Raw genomic sequence first — 17,282 nt, 5'->3', positions numbered from 1 at the left:
TCGCTCGGCGAGATCCCGGTGCTCGGGCACCCGGGTCCTCGCGACCCGCGGTTCGGTCAACCGATCGGGTCGGCGAGCGGGATGCGGCGCCAGGACCTGCCGTCGGAGAGGGCCAGGCAGGGTTTGCCGTCGTGGCCGTCGCCGACCTGGATCAGCGCGCCCGGGGCGTCGGCGGCCTTGGGCAGCGTCGCGACGGTGTACGGGTGCAGCCGGGCCTCGTGGGTGTGCACGGTCCGGAGCGCGGCGTCCGGGCTGCCGAGGTCGCGGGCGTTGTCGACCGGCGGGATCAGGCCGGCGACGCTGGCCTGGAAGGAGACCACCTCGTTGGTCGAGTTCGTCGCGCAGAGGAGGTTGGTGGCTGCCGAGCCGGCGCCGTTCACGGCCACCACGTCGATGCCGCCCTTGACGCCCGGCCCGGAGCCCGCCGCCAGCGTGCCCTCGACCAGATAGCCGCCGTAGCGTTCCGTGGCCGCGATCCCCTCGGTGGCGGTGCTGACGACGCGGGCGGCGCCGCCCTTCGGTGCGGCCAGTTGCAGCCGGGAGAACCGGCCGGGTTCGGACTCGACGAACGAGTCGGCGGCGATGGTGCCGGCGGCGACCAGGGCGGGCGACTCGAACACGTTGCCGATCACGTTGGACTCGCTCAGCGCGCCGGCAATCCGGATCGGCACGCCGTCCGGGTTCCCGCCGGTGGAGAAGGCGTTGCTGCTGATCGCGAACCGGGTCGCGTCGGCCATGGCAAGAACGGCGGCGTGGGTCGACGCCTTGCTCAGGTTCCAGTGGTCGAACGAGTTCGCGGTGATGCTGATCTTGTCGGCCGGCCGGTCGAACCGGATCGGGGAGCCGGCGATCCAGTTGAACGTGTTGGCCGAGATCGTGACGTTCTTCGCCTCGACCGACCCGCCGAACTGGATGGCGTACCGCGGCGGACCCCAGGCGCCCGGCGTGGTGTCGAAGCCGCCGATCACGTTGCCGCTGATGGTCAGGTTGTGCCCGCCGGAGGTGATCTCGATGATCGCGTTGCCGGTGCCGTTCTCGACCACGTTGCCGGTGATCGTCGAGTTGGTCAGGCTGCCCTTGAACAGCCGGCGACCGATGTCGAGCAGGTTGTTGCTGATCACCGCGCCGCGGAAGTCGCCGTCCGGGGCGCCGTTGAAGATGATCGCGTCGAAGTTGGAGTGGAAGTGGTTGTCGGTGATCAACCACTTGCGCAGGCCGTACGGCAGCTTGTGCACCACGCCGCCCGGGATCTCACCCGCCGGCCACGAGATGGTGATGCCCGTGGTGCAGACGGCGACCTTGTTCTTGGTGAACAGGAAGCCGCGGCCGACACTCTCCATGGCGCGCTGGAAGCGCAGGAACGAGCACTCGACGATGGTGACGTCGGTGTCGTCGGTGTTCGCCGAGTTGCGGGCGACGTGCAGCGCGACGTTGTTGGCGGTCTTGGCCGGGGCGTCGAAGGCGACGCCGTGGATCCCGCCGAGGGAGGCCTCCCAGCGGATGCCGACGCCGTCCTGATGGAAGATGATCTTGGACGGCTCCTCGCCGAACATGCCGTAGCCGCGCAGCACGAACCGGTTCAGGTGTTCGCCCGGGGTCTCGTACTCGTGATCACCGACGACGATCGTCCGGGTCACCTTGTACTGGCCGGGCGGCAGCACGACGATCTTGTTCTGCTGCTTCCGGGCGGCGTTGATCGCGGCCTGGATGGCGTCGGTGTCGTCGGCCACGCCGTCGCCCACGGCGCCGAACTGTTGTGGGGTGAGCACGGGCGTGCCGTCCTCGTTCGTGGTGCTCGGCGGTTCGGCTCTCGCCGTGCTGCTGGTGGCGGCCAGCAGGCCGAGGCCGGCCGCTCCGGCCATGATCATCCTGCGGCGGTTGAGGTTGACGTCGTCGTCGGTCATCGCACTGCTCCCATCGATCGTTGGTGGCGTGGGCTCGTGGTGGTCATGCGCTGTGGTCATTCGGTCACCGAGACGTTGTCGAAGCGCGGCAGCCCCTCGCCGTCGGCGACGAAACCCGAGACGGTGGTCCGGGTCGCGAAGACGTTGTCGACGAACATCGGGTACATGCCGACGGCCTCGGTCCAGATCAGGGCGGTGGCGTCGGCGTACGCCTGCTCGCGGGCGGCCGGATCGGTGGAGCTGCCGGCCTTCTTGAGCAGCGCGTCCAGGTCCGGATTGCAGTAGCCGGTACGTTTCGCCGCGCAGGTGTAGAGCCGGCCGAGGTTGTACGAGGCGTCCAGGCCCAGCGTGCCGACCTGCTGGATGTTGATGTCCCAGCGCAGCGCCAGCAGGTCCTCGGTGTAGACGGCCTGCTCCTTCTCCAGCACCTCGACCTTGACCCCGACAGCCGCCAGGTCGGAGGCGACCGACTGCACCCACTGCTTGAACTGGGTCTGGGAGAAGTGGAAGCGCAGGGTCGTGTTCTCGAAGTCGAAGCCGGCGTCGGCGAGGGCCTGCTTGGCGGCGTCCGGGTCGTGGGCGACCGGCTGCTGCGGCGCGTAGCCGAAGACGGTCGGCGCGAGGACGGAGTCCGCCGGCTTGCCGCTCTCCGGATAGAGCTGGGTGATCAACGTGTCGAAGTCGACCGCCTGCCACAGCGCGCGCCGGACCTTCGCGTCCTTGAGCGCGGGCGTCGAGGCGTTCATCCACATCGTGATCACCGCCGAGCCGACGGCGGATTCGATCTTGATCTCGGGGTTGCCGCGGAGCTGGCGGACGTCGTCGTCGGAGATGCCCCAGATGACGTCGAGTTCGCCGGTGCCGAGCGCGGTGACCCGGGTGGCCAGCTCGGGGATCGACCGGATCGTCAGCCGGTCGACCTTCGGCTTGTCGCCCCAGTAGTGCTGGTTCGGGATCATCACCAGGTCACCGCCGGGGGAGAACGACTCGACGGCGAACGGGCCCGAGGTGACCGGCTTGCCCTCGTAGCTCTGCACGGTGGCGCTGGCCGGGGTGATCATCAGCCCGGTCAGCTTGGCCGGCAGCGCCGGGTCGGCGGCGGGCGCGGTGAAGGTCACGGTGCGGTCGGTGGCCTCGACCTCGACGCCGACGAAGTTGGCCGAGTACGGGCCGTCCGACTCGACCGTACGGGTGAACGAGGCGGCGACGTCCTGGCCGGTGATCGGGGAGCCGTCCGAGAAGGCGATCCCCTCCTTCAGCGTGAACTCGAACGTCCTCGCGGCGGCGTCGGCGTCCCACGTCTCCGCGGCGACCCCCTCGAACTCGCCGGGGCCGATCGTGCGCAGCAGCGGGCTGTACAGCTGGATCGAGGCGACCCGGGTGCCGCCGTCGATGGCCAGCTTCCCGTTCGGGTCGATGGACTCGATCGGGAACTGGCCGGCCACGGCGAGCTCGCCGCCGGTCTCGCCGGCACCCGGCGCCGCGGGGCCGGTCGTGGTGGTGCTGCAGGCGGTGATGATCATGGTCAAGAACGCGGCGGTCGCAACCGCCGCAGGCCTGAGGGATCTCATGGCCTCACTCCTCGTTGAGTCGGGACTTCGGGGTGGGTGATCGGGACGGGGGCTATCAGCCCTTCAGGGCGAGGTGCACCAGGACCCGGGCGGGTTGTTCCGGGGTCGCGCCGGCGAAGGTCAGCCGGAGCCAGCCGCCGAAGTTGGCCAGCTCGATGGCGATGATCTCCTCCTCCGGCGCGATCTTCCGGGGGTCGCCCCGGTCGACCCAGTGCAAACCGTCGGGGGAGATCTGTGCCTGAACGGACAGCTCCGGATGATCACCCTCGACCTGGACGAAGAAGACGGCCTCGGCGGCCCAGCCCGCTTCGTACGGATGGGTCGCGTGGACGTCGTTGATCGTGAGCCGGCGTTCGATGACGGACGTGGCGAAGTTGAGCACTGCGTGGCCTCCGGGGCGCGGTCAGTCGGTGGAGTAGACGACGGAGTCGAGAAACAGATTCACGCTGCGCTGCGTGTCGGTCTCGACGAAGAAGATCGGGTTGATCAGATTGGTGATGCTCTTGTACGGGCTGACCAGCGTCGGGGCCAGCCCGCGCAGGTCGAACGTCCGGTCCATGCTCTGCAGCTCGACGTACTCGCGGGCCTGGTAGTCGATCAAGAGCCGGAAGTAGAGCCAGTTGATCTTGTCCGGACTTTCGTTGTACAGCAGGTCCTGCGCGCCGTCGGGGACCCATTGGAAGGCGTCGGCCGAGCCGTCCGGGAACCGGCGCCCGTACCAGAGGTTGTCCACGCCGGGCCGCTGCCAGCCGTCCTCACGGCCGTAGCACCAGTCCTTCTTGGTCACGCCGTCGGCGACCTTCCAGTACTGCCACTTCTTGGTCAGCTCGCCGTTCACGGAGTTGACGTAGCGGACGCCGGGCATCCAGCGGTACTCGGCGTCCTGGATGTCGAAGTAGAACCCGAAGGCCCGCAGGTCCTCCTCGCCGAACCCGAGCCGGTCCTGCTGCGGCGTGTAGGCGTACCAGGTCTCGATCTGGACGTGCCGCAGGTTCGGGTCGTAGTTCGACAACCGCTTCAGGGCGACGCCCATGCTGCCGTCGGCCGGCTTCTCCTCGTAGCGATTGGCGACCGGCTTGGTGTTCAGCTTCAGCGAGTACGTACCCTCCATCGACCCGTGCGTCGCGGCGAACCGCATCGGCGCCGCGCTGATCATGGACGGCGCCCAGCTGGCCAGGTCGACCTCGGACGGATGGTGCCGGTAGTCGTCGTTGACGAAGTTCGGGGTCAGGTCCAACCAGCCGTTGAAACCATGATCGAAATCGTCGTAGGTGACGATGTTGCGCAGCGGCTTGAACTTCTCCAGGCCGCGTTCGTACTGAATGACCTTCTGCACTGTGCCTCCGAGCGAAGAGTGATGGGGGCTTAGGGATGGATCTGGATGGCGTCGATCTGGAAGGCGAACCCGGCGTCGGGGCCGGGCTCGACGGCGACGAACTCGACGCGGACCGGGCGGCCGGCCCGGACCATGATCATCCCGAGTTCGACCTCGAGGAACGGGTCGCCGGTCGAGGTGGCGACGACACCGCCCCGGCGGCGGCCGTCGATCTTGATGATCACCGCGGCGCCGGCCGCCGGCCCGGGGGTACGGAAACGGCACCGCAGCCGCCGGCGACCGGACGACTGCGGCACGATGATCACGGTGTGCGCGTCGTGCCGGGCCACCGCGGGCACGGCCAGCACGGCCGAACCCTGGGCCGCCGGTTCGATGATCATCGGCGCCCGGGGGACGGTGGACTCGGCCCGCAGCCCCTCGGCCTGATAGCGATGCCGGAGCCCGGCCGGCCCGGTCCGCACGTCGTCCTGGCCCTGGCTGAGCCAACCGAGGTCGAACCGAGCCGCGACCACGTCGAGCGTCGCGGCGCCGGAGTCGCCGAGGCGGCTGTACAGCACGAGCAGCGTGGCGTCGTCCAGCCAGACGGCGTCGGAGTAGCCGACCCGGGCACCGTCGACCACCCGGCCCCAGGACCAGGACTCGGCGCCGTCGTGACTGAGCCGGGCATACAGGGTGTCCCGGGCCGTGCCGGCGACGGGGCTGCTGTAGACGACCCGCTCGACGCCGCGCCGGTCGACCCGGGCCGCCAGTCCGACGGTGATCCCCGCATGCGGTGGCAGGTTGGTCTCGATCACGGCTTCGGTGAACGTCAGCCCGCGGTCCCGGCTCCGCGCCACCGCCCGGCTGCTGTTGCTCACGCCGCCGCCCAGCCTCGAGTTCAGGATCACCTCGCCGGTGGCCAGCTCCGCGATCCGCGCCTCGTTCAGGCCGAGGCCGGCGCCGTCGGGGACAGTGCCGCCACGAGCCCAGGTCAGCCCGCCGTCGTCGCTGTAGATCACGCTCGCCGTGTAGTCCCGCTCGGCCGCGGGCAGGTCGAGCGGCCGCCGGTGCCAAACCTCGACGAGCAGCCGGCCGTCCGCGAGCTGGATCCCGTGGCCGGGACCGGGCAGGTGGAACGTCCAACCGGCCGGGTTACCGGCGAAGAGCTGGGTCTGCTCGGTCGGCTCACTCCAGCTGAGTCCGTCGTCGGTCGACCAGCGCCGGAAGACCCGCGACGCCTGGCCCCGGTCGTTCCAGGCGTACCAGACGGTGATCCGGCCCGTGCGCCGATCGACCACCGGAGTGGGGTTGGCCCAGCCGCCGCCGTCGTGCCGTTCGAGAAACGTGGTCGGGCCCCAGGTCCGGCCGCCGTCGAGGCTGCGGCGCAGGACGAGGTCCTTCGGCCCGTCGTCCGCGCTGGTGCCCACCCGGGCCTCGCTGAAGGCGAGCACGACGCCGGCCGGGGTCGTCGCGACGCCGTGGACGCGGAAGTCGACCCAGCCGTTCTCGCCGCCGCGGGTCCACAGGGTCGTCGCTTCGAAGTGTCCCGGTCGGTCGCTGGTGTCGGGGGAGTCGTCGGTCGGCTCGGCCGCGGCCGGATCCGCGGCCCCGGTCACGATCGCCGCCGTGATCGTTCCGGCGCCGGCCAGGAACGTTCGTCGTGGGGTCGCATCCGGGCTCCTCATGGCCGTGCCTCGGGCCGGGACCGGGGTGCCGCCACCGAATCCCCGGGGATCGGGATGCAGTCCAGCATCAGCTGCCGCGCCGCGCCGGAATCGTCGGCGAGCAGTTCCAGCAGCAGCCGGACGGCGGCCCGGCCCATCTGCTCCCGCGGAATGGCGAACCGGGTCCAATCCCGGGCGGTGGCGTTGACCAGCGGCGGATCACCGAGGACGACCACCGACAGGTCCGCCGGGATCCGCGCGCCGACCGCGGTGACGGCCCGTTCCACGGCGGAGATCGCGCTGTCGTCCTGGCTCGGCTCCACCAGGACGGCCGTGATGCCGGCCGTGAGCCAGTCCTCGATCAGGGACTCGGCGACGACGTCGGAATCCTCCAGTGGGTGCAGCAGGATCCCGTCGGCCGGCAGGCCCAGTTCCTCGACGCCCTGCCGGAAGCCGGTCTCGCGGTCCTTCGTCCATTCCTGATCGTGGGCGACCTTCAGGTACGCCAGCCGCCGGTGCCCGAGCTCGGCCAGCGACCGCACGACCGTCCGGGTCGCTCCGACGTAGTCGGCGCCGACGTAGGACAGGTCGTGGCCCGGCACGTCGCGGCGGCCGATGAAGACGAACGGGAAGTCCTCGCGGAGCAGCGCCGCCATGTCGTCCTGGTGCAGCCGGCGGCCGAGCAGGACGCAGCCGTCGGCGACCTTGAGCCGGTTGACGCCGTTGGCGTAGATCCGGCGGTCACCGCTGGCGTTGGCGGAGCTGAACAGCAGCAGGTCGTAGCCGTGTTCGGCGGTCGCCTCCTCGACGCCGAGCAGGAACGGGAAGTAGAAGTCGCGCTGGTCCACCGGGAAGACCGGCTCGAACGTGTAGACGCCGAGCAGCCGGTTCACCCCGCCCTTCAGGTTGCGCGCCGAGGCGTTGACGGCGTAGCCGAGTTCCCGGGCGGTCTCGAGCACGCGCCGGCGGGTCTCCTCGGCGATCAGGTCGCCGGCCGGGCCGCCGCTGACGACCAGCGACACCGTGGACTGGGAGATCCCGAGTCGAGAGGCGATGTCCTTCTGCGTTGCGCGTCGTCGTTGAGCCGCCATTGACATCCTTCATACGTATGAATGACCTGTACCTCACGTTACGAATCGGGTGCAGGTGTCGTCAAGGGCTTCCGGGCGATATTCCGCGGCGGCGTCCGGTCGGGTGTGGCGGGCGCCGCTTCAGTCGGCGTACGGCAGCCAGGAATGGCCGGAGCCGTCCCGGAGGTACAGCCCGGTGACGCCGTCGCTGCGGAGCGGTGCGACGGCCAGCACCGGTTCCGATCGGTCGAGGTGGCCGGAGTCGGCGCCGTCGAGGCCGTACCGCAGCAGCCGGCCGGCCGTGGCGACGACGATGGAGCCGCCGACGACGGCCGCGGCGATCACCCCGGACCCGACTCCACGCTGCCAGCGCGTGGTTCCGTCCGGCGCGACCCGATACAGGAATCCCGCCCTGGTCCCGACGATCAGGTCGTCGCCGTTGTTGATCATGGTCGTGATCACGTCGCCGAAGGCACGGTCCCAGGCCCGTTCGCCGTCCGGGCGGTAGGCGGTCAGGTGGCCGTCCCAGCCGCCGAACACGGCGAGCCGTCCGGCTCCGTCGGGATCGGGTACGGCAGCGACGGCCGAACCGCCCGAGCTCTCCACGCCGCGGGTCCGGAACAGGGCGGTGCCGTCCGGGCGGACCGCGTGCCAGGTCCAGTACTCGGTCGCGGCGATGATCTCGTCCAGGCCGTCGCCGTCCAGATCGGCCGCGTCGGCCGCGGAGGCCGCGTGGATCACCTCGTAGCGCCAGCGGAACTCACCGCCGGCCGTGAACGCCTCGACGTGGCAGCTCTCGGTCGCGATGATCACCGACGGCGGACCGTCCGGATCGAGCCGGGCCGAGAAGGCCGCGCGGACCGTCGCCGGGTGGCCCATGTGGGGCTGGAACGTCTGCTGCCACAGCGTCGCGCCGGCGGGGTCGAGCACGGTCAGCCGGCCGTCGGCCTGGCCGACGATGACCCCGGCTCCGTCGGGCCCGCCGCCGCGGCCGAGCGCCGTCACCGGTGCCACCGTGTCGGCGCGCCAGAGAAGTTGATCTTCCTGGTAGCAGGACACCCCGGTCGCGTCGCCGAGCAGCAGCCGGTCGGTGCCGTCGCCGGCCAGGTCCGTGATCAAGGTCGCCGAGGCCGGGTGCTGGATCGACCAGCGGGGATCGGGGTGTGCGGTGGTCTGCCCTTCGACAGGCTCAGGGAACGACCGGGTCGGTCTTTCGGCGGACCCGGCGTCGGTGATCACGCGCGGGCCGTCGCCGGAGGCGAGCGCGGCGAGATCGAGCCGCAGCGACTGGTCTCCGATGATCACCCGGGCCTGGTCGCCGGACCGCTCCAGGGCGGCCTCGCCGGGGCCGTCGGCCAGCAGGTGGACCAGGGTTCGCGACTCGCCGGCGCGGACGTCGGCCGCGGAGACCTGGCGGAGCACGGAGACCTCCGGCTCGGCGTAGCGATAGTCGGGCCAGTTCGTCCGCCGGTACGGCTCGGTGGCGAGCTCGGTCCGCCAGCCGCCGGACGGTGCCGCGGTGATCAGCCGCAGCCGCTCCTCGCCCATGATCATCGTCCAGTGGTCGCCGGCCCCTTCGCTGTCGACTCGCTCGGTGCGGCCGACGGTCCGCCACAGACAGTGCGTCTCCAGCGGTCCGGCCTCCTCGGCGGTGATCGTGTCGACCACCAGAAAGCCCAGTCCGGTCAGCATGATCACCGAGCGGGTCCAGTCGCAGCCGGAGAGCCCGGTCAGGCCCACCGTCGCGATGGCCACCTGTTGATCATGGAACTGCCAGTGCAGGCTCGCGTACGGCGGCCGGACCGAGGTCTCGCCATCGCGGAAGATCACCACGGTGTTGTGGAAGTTCGCCGAGATCTTGTCGTAGTCGGCGTCCTCCAGCCAGAGCCGGTTCCGCGAGGTGAGCCGGACGATCGCCCCGGCGTCCACGTGGCCGTGCCCGCCGACCCCGACGCCGTCCAGCAGCAGATAGCGATCCGTCTCGCCGATCCCGTCCCGCAGCGCCAGCTTGTCGAACCCGTCGGCCGGCGCCGGCAGTTTCACGCTCTCGACGAAGGCCGGGTCCAGCGGCCGGACGTCGATCGGCGCAGGAGTGAACAGGGTGTCGTCGCGGCGCCAGCCCGAGGAGCCGTAGTCGTGCCCGATCGGGGCGATTCCGAGATGGGCCGGGTCCGGCCGGGAGCTGAGCTTGCGCGCCACCAGCGAGCGGGCGGCCGGGTCCTGCAGCAGCCAGGCGGCCGGAGTCCAGAACGCGAGCTCGGCGTAGTTGCCGTCGTAGCGGGACGCGTCGCCGTGCGGAACCTGGTGGCCGAGGTTGTCCATCGCCGTGATCCCGCGGTCCAGGGTGGCCCGGCACCACCCGTCCTCGACGTAGGCCGGCCAGGGCCGGACGAGGGCGTACCGCAGCGTGTGGGCAAGGGTCAGCCAGCCGTAGCTGTCGCAGTCCTCGGTCGGCTTGGTCGCGGTGAGCTGCGGGGCGAAACACTCGTCGGCCATGGCCAGCCAGCGCTCGGCCCGCTCCGGGTCATGGGTCCCGGCGATCATGGTCGCACCGAACAGCAGCCCGAGCGCGGCGAAGGTGAAGTGGTTGTGCCGGGCGGGATGGCTCGCGGTGGCCCGGTGCATCACCCACTGTTCCTCGCTGTTGCCGAGGTACGCCAGCAGATGCGCGGTCAGCTGCCGCCGGTCCTCGGCGGTGAACGTGGGGGAGTCCTTGATTGCGTGCCAGCCGGCGATCATGCCGACCGCGGCGAAGTCGGCGTCGAAGCCCCAGCGGCCCCACTGATCCGGTTGCCAGGCCGCGGTCTCGATGATCATGTCGGCGAAGATCGCGCGATAGCGCTCGGTGAAGCCCGGATCACCGGTGAGCTGATACATCAGCGCCAGGTGGTTCAGGTACGGCGTCATGCCGCGATGGGTCCGGGTCCGGTACGCCTGCTCCGCCGCCGACCGGAACTCCTCGGCGCCCAGTCCTTCGCCGTGGTAGTCCGGCGAGAGCTGCGGGTACCGGCGGCGCAGCTCGTCGGCGATCACCACCTGGTGCAGCCGGCTGATCGCGACCCGGCCCTCGTCGATGATCAGGTACGGCTCCAGCAGGTCCAACGCCGGGTCCAGATCGGTGTCGTCGCTGACCCCGATGATCAAGGCGTCGCTGCCGTCGCACCACGGATCGGCGAACGTGCGCAGGTAGGCGCCGCCGTGGCCGGGAAAGGTCGGATCCACCGGCAGGCAGAGGCTGTGGTAGAGCCCGGCCAGGTCGGCGTTGCTGTCCACGTTGCCGATCATGATCCGCAGCGCTGCCGTACCGCCGAGGGAACGGGCTCGCGGTGTCCGCGGTGTTCCCTCCGGCCAGCCGGCGGGGATCGGGTCAGCCACGATCGCGGTCAATCCGGCCGTACGACCGGCGGCCCGGAGCCGTTCGGTCAGCCGGCGACCGGCGGCCAGGCCCGCCGGCGAGGCCGGGCAACTGATCTGAAACGTCGTTCCGGACCGGTCGATCATGGTGAACGCGTCCGGACTGGGCACGTCGGTGATCTTGGTCAGTGGGACGGGGTAGTCGGCGTTGAGTTCGTCCCAAGCGAGTTCGGCTCGGGCGGGCTGGGGGCGCATCGATGTCCTCGAGGTGAGCGAACGAGACCGCGTCGTCGAGTCACTGTAACAACATTGGGACACACTTAACTAGCTAATGTGTCTGACCTTATCTACGATGATGGAGCTACCAGAAAGGAGCTGAAATGGATCGACGTGGATTTCTTTTCGGCACATCACTGACCGCCGCGGCTGTCGCTGTCGGCCTGTCCGGGTGCACCGACCAGACCGGACAGCCCAGCAGCCGCGAAGCCGGAAGCGGTGAGTTGCCGACCCGAGTGCCCTTCGCGTCCGTGAAGCCGGACCTGCCCGAACTCGACGGCGGTGTGCCGCCCGGGTACTTCACCTACCCGGCCGATCCGGTCAAACGGGACGGCTTTCCGTACCAGGGGGCCTCCGGGCCCATCACCGCGCTGCTGCAGGGCAACGCGGCCGGCACGCCCCGCGGCAGCAACCCGTGGTGGAAGGCGATCGAGGAGGCATCCGGCTTCGGCTTCACGATCGCCAGTGTCGTCTCCGCCGACTACCAGGCGAAGCTCCAGGTGACACTGGCCGGCGGGGACGTCCCCGACCTGGTCCAGATCGTCAATGTCCCCGGCCTGCCCGGGGTGCTGGACAAGTACTTCGCCGACCTGTCGCCCTATCTGTCCGGCGACGCGATCAAGGAATTCCCTGGGCTGGCGGCGATCCCGACCGAGACCTGGAAGATCCCGATGGTCAACGGGAGACTCTGGGGCATCGCCCAGCCGCGGCCGCCGGCCGGCCGGATCGCGAGCTATCGCGGCGACCTATTCGCCAAGTACGGCATCACGGAGCCGCCGGACCTGCGCGACGGCCAGGATTTCCTCGAGGTCTGCAAGCAGGTCTCGGATCCGAAGAACTCGATCTACGCCATGGGTGCCGATCCGGCGGGCTGGATGATGCCCGCGATGCTGGAGATGATGGGCGCGCCGAACGTGTGGTCGGAGGAGGCCGGCAAGTTCACCCACCAGTACGAGACCGAGGTGTTCAAGGCCGCTTTGGACCAGGTCACGCAGATGTTCAAGGCGGGCTACCTGCATCCGGACTCGGCCTCGGCCGGCGCGGAGAACTACACCTGGTGGCAGGGCGGCCGGACCTCGATCTACATCCAGTCGATCGCCGGCTGGAGCGGCTACGCCAAGCAGTTCCCGCAATGGAAGCTCGACGTGCTCACCCTGCCGAAGTGGGAGGGCGACGGACCGGCGGCCAAGCATCTGCTCGAGGCCGGTTACGGTGCCTACGTCGCGATCAAGAAGGGCAGCGAGGAGCGGATCAAGGAGCTGCTGCACTTCGCCGACTTCGTGGCGTCGCCCTTCGGGACGCAGGAACAGCTGCTGTTGGGGTACGGGGTCGAGGGCACGCACTTCAAGCGGGAGAACGGCGAGCCGGTATCGCTGCCGCCGGCCCAGACCGACGTCCCGCCGGGCCTCGGTTACATCGGCGCCCAGGGGTCGGCCGTCGTCTACACGCCGAACGACAAGACGATCGTGCAGAAGCAGTACGACTACCTGAAGACGGTGCTGCCGACCGGCGTCGACAACCCTGCGCGTGGTCTGTATTCGGAGGCCTCGGTCACCAGCGGTGCGTCCGCCGCGACCGCGATCAACGATCTGCAGAAGGAGATCATCATCGGCCGCAAGCCGTTGTCCGATTGGGATGCCGGAGTGCAGCGCTGGCTCAGCGAGACCGGCGAGGAGCAGCGGACCCAGTACCAGGAAGCGCTGCAGAAGAGGTAGGCCACCGGGCGGACGGCTCGGCGCGCGTCGGGCGCAGGCTAGACCCGGACCAGCGACGGCCGGTCGTAGCGGCGGGCGCGCCGCCGGGCTCGTTCGGTGGCGAGGTCGATCGCGGGTGCGGCGGCGGGTCGTTCGGTCGTTCGTTGATCACTGCGTTGATCAAGAAGGGCGAGCAGGGCGGGCACACCATTCCGGGCTGCCGCGACGGCCGCCTCGGGAATCCCGAAGCCGGACAGGTCCGAGGTCGGCAGGGAGGCCAGGACCTCGGCGCGCCGAGCGGTGACCGGATCGGTGAACTCCGGGTACTCGGTGCAGTCGAAGGCGTCCTCGGTGGTGTGCAGGAAGCGGCCGAGCTGCGGGGCGGCCGCTTCGGGCAGGGCGGACAGCCAGGTCAGCCAGGCTGCCGCCGCGGCGGCGCCGCGCGGAGTGCGGTCGTGCCGCAACGTGCCGAGGTCGATCGCGGAGGACCGGGCGACCAGGTCCGAGCTGAACCTGCGCATGCTCAACTCGGTCGGGCCGTTGCTCCACCGGACATGCCAGCCGTTCCGCCAACTCCGGCCCGGGCCGCGGTAGACGAGTTCCACCTCGACGTCGGTTCGCCGGGTCAACATGCGGCCCAGGATCCAAGCCTGGAACGACTCGTCGCGCCGTGGTTCGGTCAACATTTCGGTGTCCTATCTGGGTTGCCGCTCAGCCGTGCAGGCCGGCCCGTCCATCCACTCACCTCCGCCGATGAGTCGCCGCCTGGACGAAACAGGGCCCCGCAGCCCGGGCATAGGAACGTGGTGTCGAACGGTGACCTACTGCGCGGCACCCGGGCACGCGCCTCGCGGCACGCGAGCCGCTCGCGCTACGGCCCGGTAGCCCTTCACGCCTCGCGCACCCCGAGGCACGCACCCGCGCACCTGCTCGCTACGGCCACCGCTCGACACCACCCTCCTCGTGAGTGCCCGTTGCCCTGCTTCATCGAGCTAGACACCTGGTGGGCGGCCCTTTGACGCACCGTCGACGTGATCTGGAGCACACTCCGGTACCGGGGACCTGGCGGCAGTACCGGCCGTAGGAGCAACTTCCCGGTACGATGAGGCGCAAGTCACAAGATCATCGCGGTGCTGCGAGAGGGGCTTGATCATGACGGGTGCGGAGGGGATCGAGGTCCCGAAGCTGGCTGACACCGGCCGGGGCAGCCGGTTGCCGATGGGCATCCGGGTCCGGCTGTCCGGGCTGATGCTCGGCGAGTTCTTCGTCTGGGGGGCCTGGTTCGTCACGCTGGGCACGTTCCTGACCCAGCAGATGGGTGCGTCCGGCGCGGAGATCGCGCTCGCGTTCCTGACCCAGTCCCTCGGTGCGGTGATCGCGCCGTTCATCGTCGGGCTGATCGCCGACCAGTTCTTCCCGGCGCAGCGGATCCTCGGTGTGCTGCACCTGGCCGGCGGCGTGCTGCTCTGGGTGGCGTCCTTGATCACCGACTTCGGCCCGTTCTTCGTGGTGATCTTGATCTACATGATCTTGTTCATGCCGACGCTGGCACTGGCCAACACGGTGGCGTTCCGGCAGCTGCACAGCCCGGAGACCCAGTTCCCCGCGATCCGTGTGTTCGGCACGATCGGCTGGATCATCGCCGGGCTCTTGATCGGCTTCCTTGCCTGGGAGTCGACGAAGAGCCTCGACCTGACGTTCAAGATGGCGTCGATCATGGCGATCCTGCTCGGCATCTACTGCTTCACGCTGCCGCACACGCCGCCGGAGGGGCGCGGCGAGAAGCGCACGATCCGCGACATCCTCGGCCTGGATGCCCTTGCGTTGTTGAAGAATCGCACATTCGCGGTGTTCTTCGTTTCATCGATCGCGATCTGCATCCCGCTGGCCTTCTACTACAACTTCACGAACCTGTACCTCAACGAGATCGGCATCGAGGGCGCCGCCGGGCTGCAGACGATCGGGCAGATGAGCGAGGTCGCCTTCCTGCTGGTGATGCCGTTCCTGATGAAGCGGCTCGGGGTCAAGATCACGCTGGCGATCGGGATGGCGGCCTGGGCGCTCCGCTACGTCCTGTTCGGCTTCGGCGACGAGGGCGCCTTGTTCTGGATGATCGTCGTCGGGCTGCTGCTGCACGGCGTCTGCTACGACTTCTTCTTCGTGGCCGGCCAGGTCTACACCGACCGGTTCGCGGGCCCCGGGCTGCGGGCATCGGCGCAGGGGTTGATCACGCTCGCGACGTACGGCGTCGGGCTGCTGATCGGCTCACTGATCTCCGGCCCGATCGTGGACGCGTTCGCGACCGGCGAGGCGTCGCACAACTGGCTCCAGATCTGGCTCATCCCGGCGGCGATCGCCGCCGTGGTGCTGGTCGGGTTCTGGTTCCTGTTCCGGGACTCGAAGGAAGGCGCCGACTCGGCATAGGAGACACTTGACCCGGTTTCGGAACGCCGGGTCAGGAGTGGAACGTGCTGGGAGTCCTCGAGGGCTTTGTCACGATCATCGTGATCATCGTCCTCGGTGTCGGCCTGGCCCACTTCAAGATCGTCGACCTGTCCGGGCAGGTGCTGCTGTCCCGGATCGCGTTCTTCGTCGCCAGCCCGGCGCTGATGATCACGGTGCTCGGCGGCACCGACGTGAGCACGCTGTTCTCGGCCAACCTGGCGGCGTCGATCGGCAGCGTGGTGGTCACCACGGTGCTGGCCCTGATCCTGCTCCGGGTGGTCTGGCGCCGCAGCGGGGCCGAGACCATGATCGGCATCTTCTCCGCCGCGTACGTCAACGCCGGCAACCTGGGCCTGCCGATCGCCGCGTACGCCCTCGGCAACGCCTCGCTGATCGCGCCGATGCTGCTGGTCCAGCTGCTGGTGCTGCAGCCGATTGGGATCGCCGTCCTGGACCTGACCACCCGGCCCGAGGAGGCCGACCAGTCCCGCCGCCGCCGACTGCTCCGGCTGGTCGGGCAGCCGTTCCGGAACCCGCTGATGATCGCCTCGCTGATCGGCCTGATCCTGTCGCTGACCGGTTTCCAGCTGCCCCGGGTGGTCAACGACCCGCTGCACCTGGTCGGCGGGATGGCGGTGCCGGCCATGCTGCTGGCTTACGGCATCTCGCTGCGGCTCGGCCCGCTGCCCGGCCGCGGCGAACCACCGGTCCAGATCGGCGCCCTGGTCGCGCTCAAACTGATCGTGCAGCCACTGGTCGGGTTCCTGCTGGCCAAGTTCGTGCTCGGTCTGGACCCGCTCGGCGTGCTCGCGGTGACCGTGATCGCCGGCCTGCCGACCGCGCAGAACGTGTTCACCCATGCCGTCCGGTTCGACCGCGGCATCGTGCTGGCCCGGGACACGATCTTCCTGTCCACGCTCGGCTCCATCCCGCTGATCGCCATCCTCGCCGCCGTGCTCGGCTGATTTCAGGGAGCGTGGTCTGCCGGAGGTAGTGTCGCGGCCATGACCGAGTTTCCGTCGCCGTACCCGATGGCCGGGCTGCCGGACCGGGTCGACATCTACGAGGTGGGCCCGCGGGACGGGCTGCAGGCGGAGCCGGTCCTGGTGGACCCGGCGACCAAGATCGAATTCATCCGGCGGCTGGCCGGCTGCGGGCTGCGGACGATCGAGGCGACCAGCTTCGTGTCGCCGAAGCGAGTGCCGCAACTGGCCGACGCCGACCAGGTGCTGACGGCGCTGGACCTGGCCGAGCCGGGCCTTCGCTATCCCGTGCTGGTGCCCAACGAACGGGGCCTGGACCGGGCCGTCGCGGCCGGCGCGCGGGACGTCGCGGTGTTCGTCAGCGCCACCGAGCGGTTCGCCGCGGAGAACCTCGGCACCACCCGGGCCGGTGCGATCGAGCTGGCCGCGCCGGTGGTCCGGCGGGCGCTGGCCGACGGACTGGGCGTGCGCGGCTATGTCTCGATGTGTTTCGGCGACCCGTGGGAGGGCTCGGTCGAGCCGGGCGCGGTCGCCGACGTGGTGGCCCGACTGGCCGAGCTCGGCGTGCAGCGGTTCAGCCTCGGCGACACGATCGGCGTCGGCACCGCCGGCCAGGTCGCGGCCGTGCTGGCCGCGGTGGACCGGGCCGGCGTCGGCCGGGACCGGATCGCGCTGCACTTCCACGACACGTACGGGCAGGCGCTGGCCAACGTGGTCGCGGGCCTGGCCGAGGGGATCACCGAGTTCGACGCGTCGGCCGGCGGACTGGGCGGCTGCCCGTTCGCGAAGTCAGCCACCGGCAACCTGGCCACCGAGGACCTGGTCTGGCTGCTCCACGGGCTCGGCTACCGGACCGGTGTCGATCTGCCGGCGTTGGCCCAGGTCAGTCGCTGGTTGGGGGAGCGGATGGGCCGGGCCCCGGTGTCTCGGGTCGTCGCAGCTCTGACCGGACCGGCTGAGAACACCCGGGCCGCTCGATGATCACCGTGGGTTGATTGGATAGGTT

At 69.9% G+C, this 17,282-nt stretch carries 12 protein-coding genes; 4 read left to right on the top strand and 8 right to left on the bottom strand.

What is annotated here, in order from left to right:
* Positions 1–56: 56 nt before the first annotated feature.
* From BKA15_RS03095 to BKA15_RS03065, 7 genes are all read right to left on the bottom strand, one after another.
* Entirely contained in the window at positions 57–1,904 is a 1,848-nt protein-coding gene (locus BKA15_RS03095; protein WP_179748047.1) for a glycosyl hydrolase family 28-related protein, read from the bottom strand.
* A 56-nt stretch (positions 1,905–1,960) separates the two neighbouring features.
* Entirely contained in the window at positions 1,961–3,475 is a 1,515-nt protein-coding gene (locus BKA15_RS03090) for an ABC transporter substrate-binding protein (RefSeq protein ID WP_179748046.1), read from the bottom strand.
* Positions 3,476–3,530: 55 nt separating this feature from the next.
* Positions 3,531–3,857, bottom strand: a complete 327-nt coding sequence (locus BKA15_RS35230) for a DUF6385 domain-containing protein (protein ID WP_218871038.1) — start codon at positions 3,855–3,857, stop codon at positions 3,531–3,533.
* Between the two features lie 21 nt (positions 3,858–3,878).
* Positions 3,879–4,811 (bottom strand): DUF6772 family protein, encoded by a 933-nt coding sequence (locus BKA15_RS03080; protein ID WP_179748045.1) that lies wholly within the window; start codon positions 4,809–4,811, stop codon positions 3,879–3,881.
* Between the two features lie 29 nt (positions 4,812–4,840).
* Positions 4,841–6,475 carry a sialidase family protein gene (locus BKA15_RS03075; RefSeq protein WP_179748044.1) on the bottom strand — a complete coding sequence of 545 codons (1,635 nt, stop codon included), beginning with the start codon at positions 6,473–6,475 and terminating at the stop codon, positions 4,841–4,843.
* Positions 6,472–7,545, bottom strand: a complete 1,074-nt coding sequence (locus BKA15_RS03070; RefSeq protein ID WP_179748043.1) for a LacI family DNA-binding transcriptional regulator — start codon at positions 7,543–7,545, stop codon at positions 6,472–6,474. The genes BKA15_RS03075 and BKA15_RS03070 overlap by 4 nt, the downstream gene beginning before the upstream one ends.
* 120 nt (positions 7,546–7,665) lie before the next feature.
* Positions 7,666–11,133 (bottom strand): hypothetical protein, encoded by a 3,468-nt coding sequence (locus BKA15_RS03065; protein ID WP_179748042.1) that lies wholly within the window; start codon positions 11,131–11,133, stop codon positions 7,666–7,668.
* Between the two features lie 125 nt (positions 11,134–11,258).
* On the opposite strand from BKA15_RS03065, the gene BKA15_RS03060 reads away from it, so the two are divergent.
* Positions 11,259–12,869 (top strand): extracellular solute-binding protein, encoded by a 1,611-nt coding sequence (locus tag BKA15_RS03060; RefSeq protein WP_179748041.1) that lies wholly within the window; start codon positions 11,259–11,261, stop codon positions 12,867–12,869.
* A 38-nt stretch (positions 12,870–12,907) separates the two neighbouring features.
* Here BKA15_RS03060 and BKA15_RS03055 read toward each other — a convergent pair whose 3' ends face one another.
* Positions 12,908–13,480, bottom strand: a complete 573-nt coding sequence (locus tag BKA15_RS03055) for a hypothetical protein (protein WP_179748040.1) — start codon at positions 13,478–13,480, stop codon at positions 12,908–12,910.
* A 520-nt stretch (positions 13,481–14,000) separates the two neighbouring features.
* Between BKA15_RS03055 and BKA15_RS03050 the strand changes: the two genes are divergently transcribed.
* The 3 genes from BKA15_RS03050 to BKA15_RS03040 are packed head-to-tail and all read left to right on the top strand — an operon-like array spanning position 14,001 to position 17,257.
* Positions 14,001–15,272 carry a nucleoside permease gene (locus tag BKA15_RS03050; RefSeq protein WP_218871037.1) on the top strand — a complete coding sequence of 424 codons (1,272 nt, stop codon included), beginning with the start codon at positions 14,001–14,003 and terminating at the stop codon, positions 15,270–15,272.
* 44 nt (positions 15,273–15,316) lie between these two features.
* Complete coding sequence (locus BKA15_RS03045) at positions 15,317–16,258, top strand: AEC family transporter (RefSeq protein ID WP_179748039.1); 942 nt, start codon at positions 15,317–15,319, stop codon at positions 16,256–16,258.
* A 39-nt stretch (positions 16,259–16,297) separates the two neighbouring features.
* Positions 16,298–17,257, top strand: coding sequence for a hydroxymethylglutaryl-CoA lyase (locus BKA15_RS03040; protein WP_179748038.1), 960 nt, complete (start codon positions 16,298–16,300; stop codon positions 17,255–17,257).
* Positions 17,258–17,282: the final 25 nt, after the last annotated feature.

The organism is Microlunatus parietis (assembly GCF_013407955.1).
GTDB lineage: Bacteria > Actinomycetota > Actinomycetes > Propionibacteriales > Propionibacteriaceae > Microlunatus > Microlunatus parietis.
This window is presented reverse-complemented; position numbering and strand designations above follow the sequence as displayed.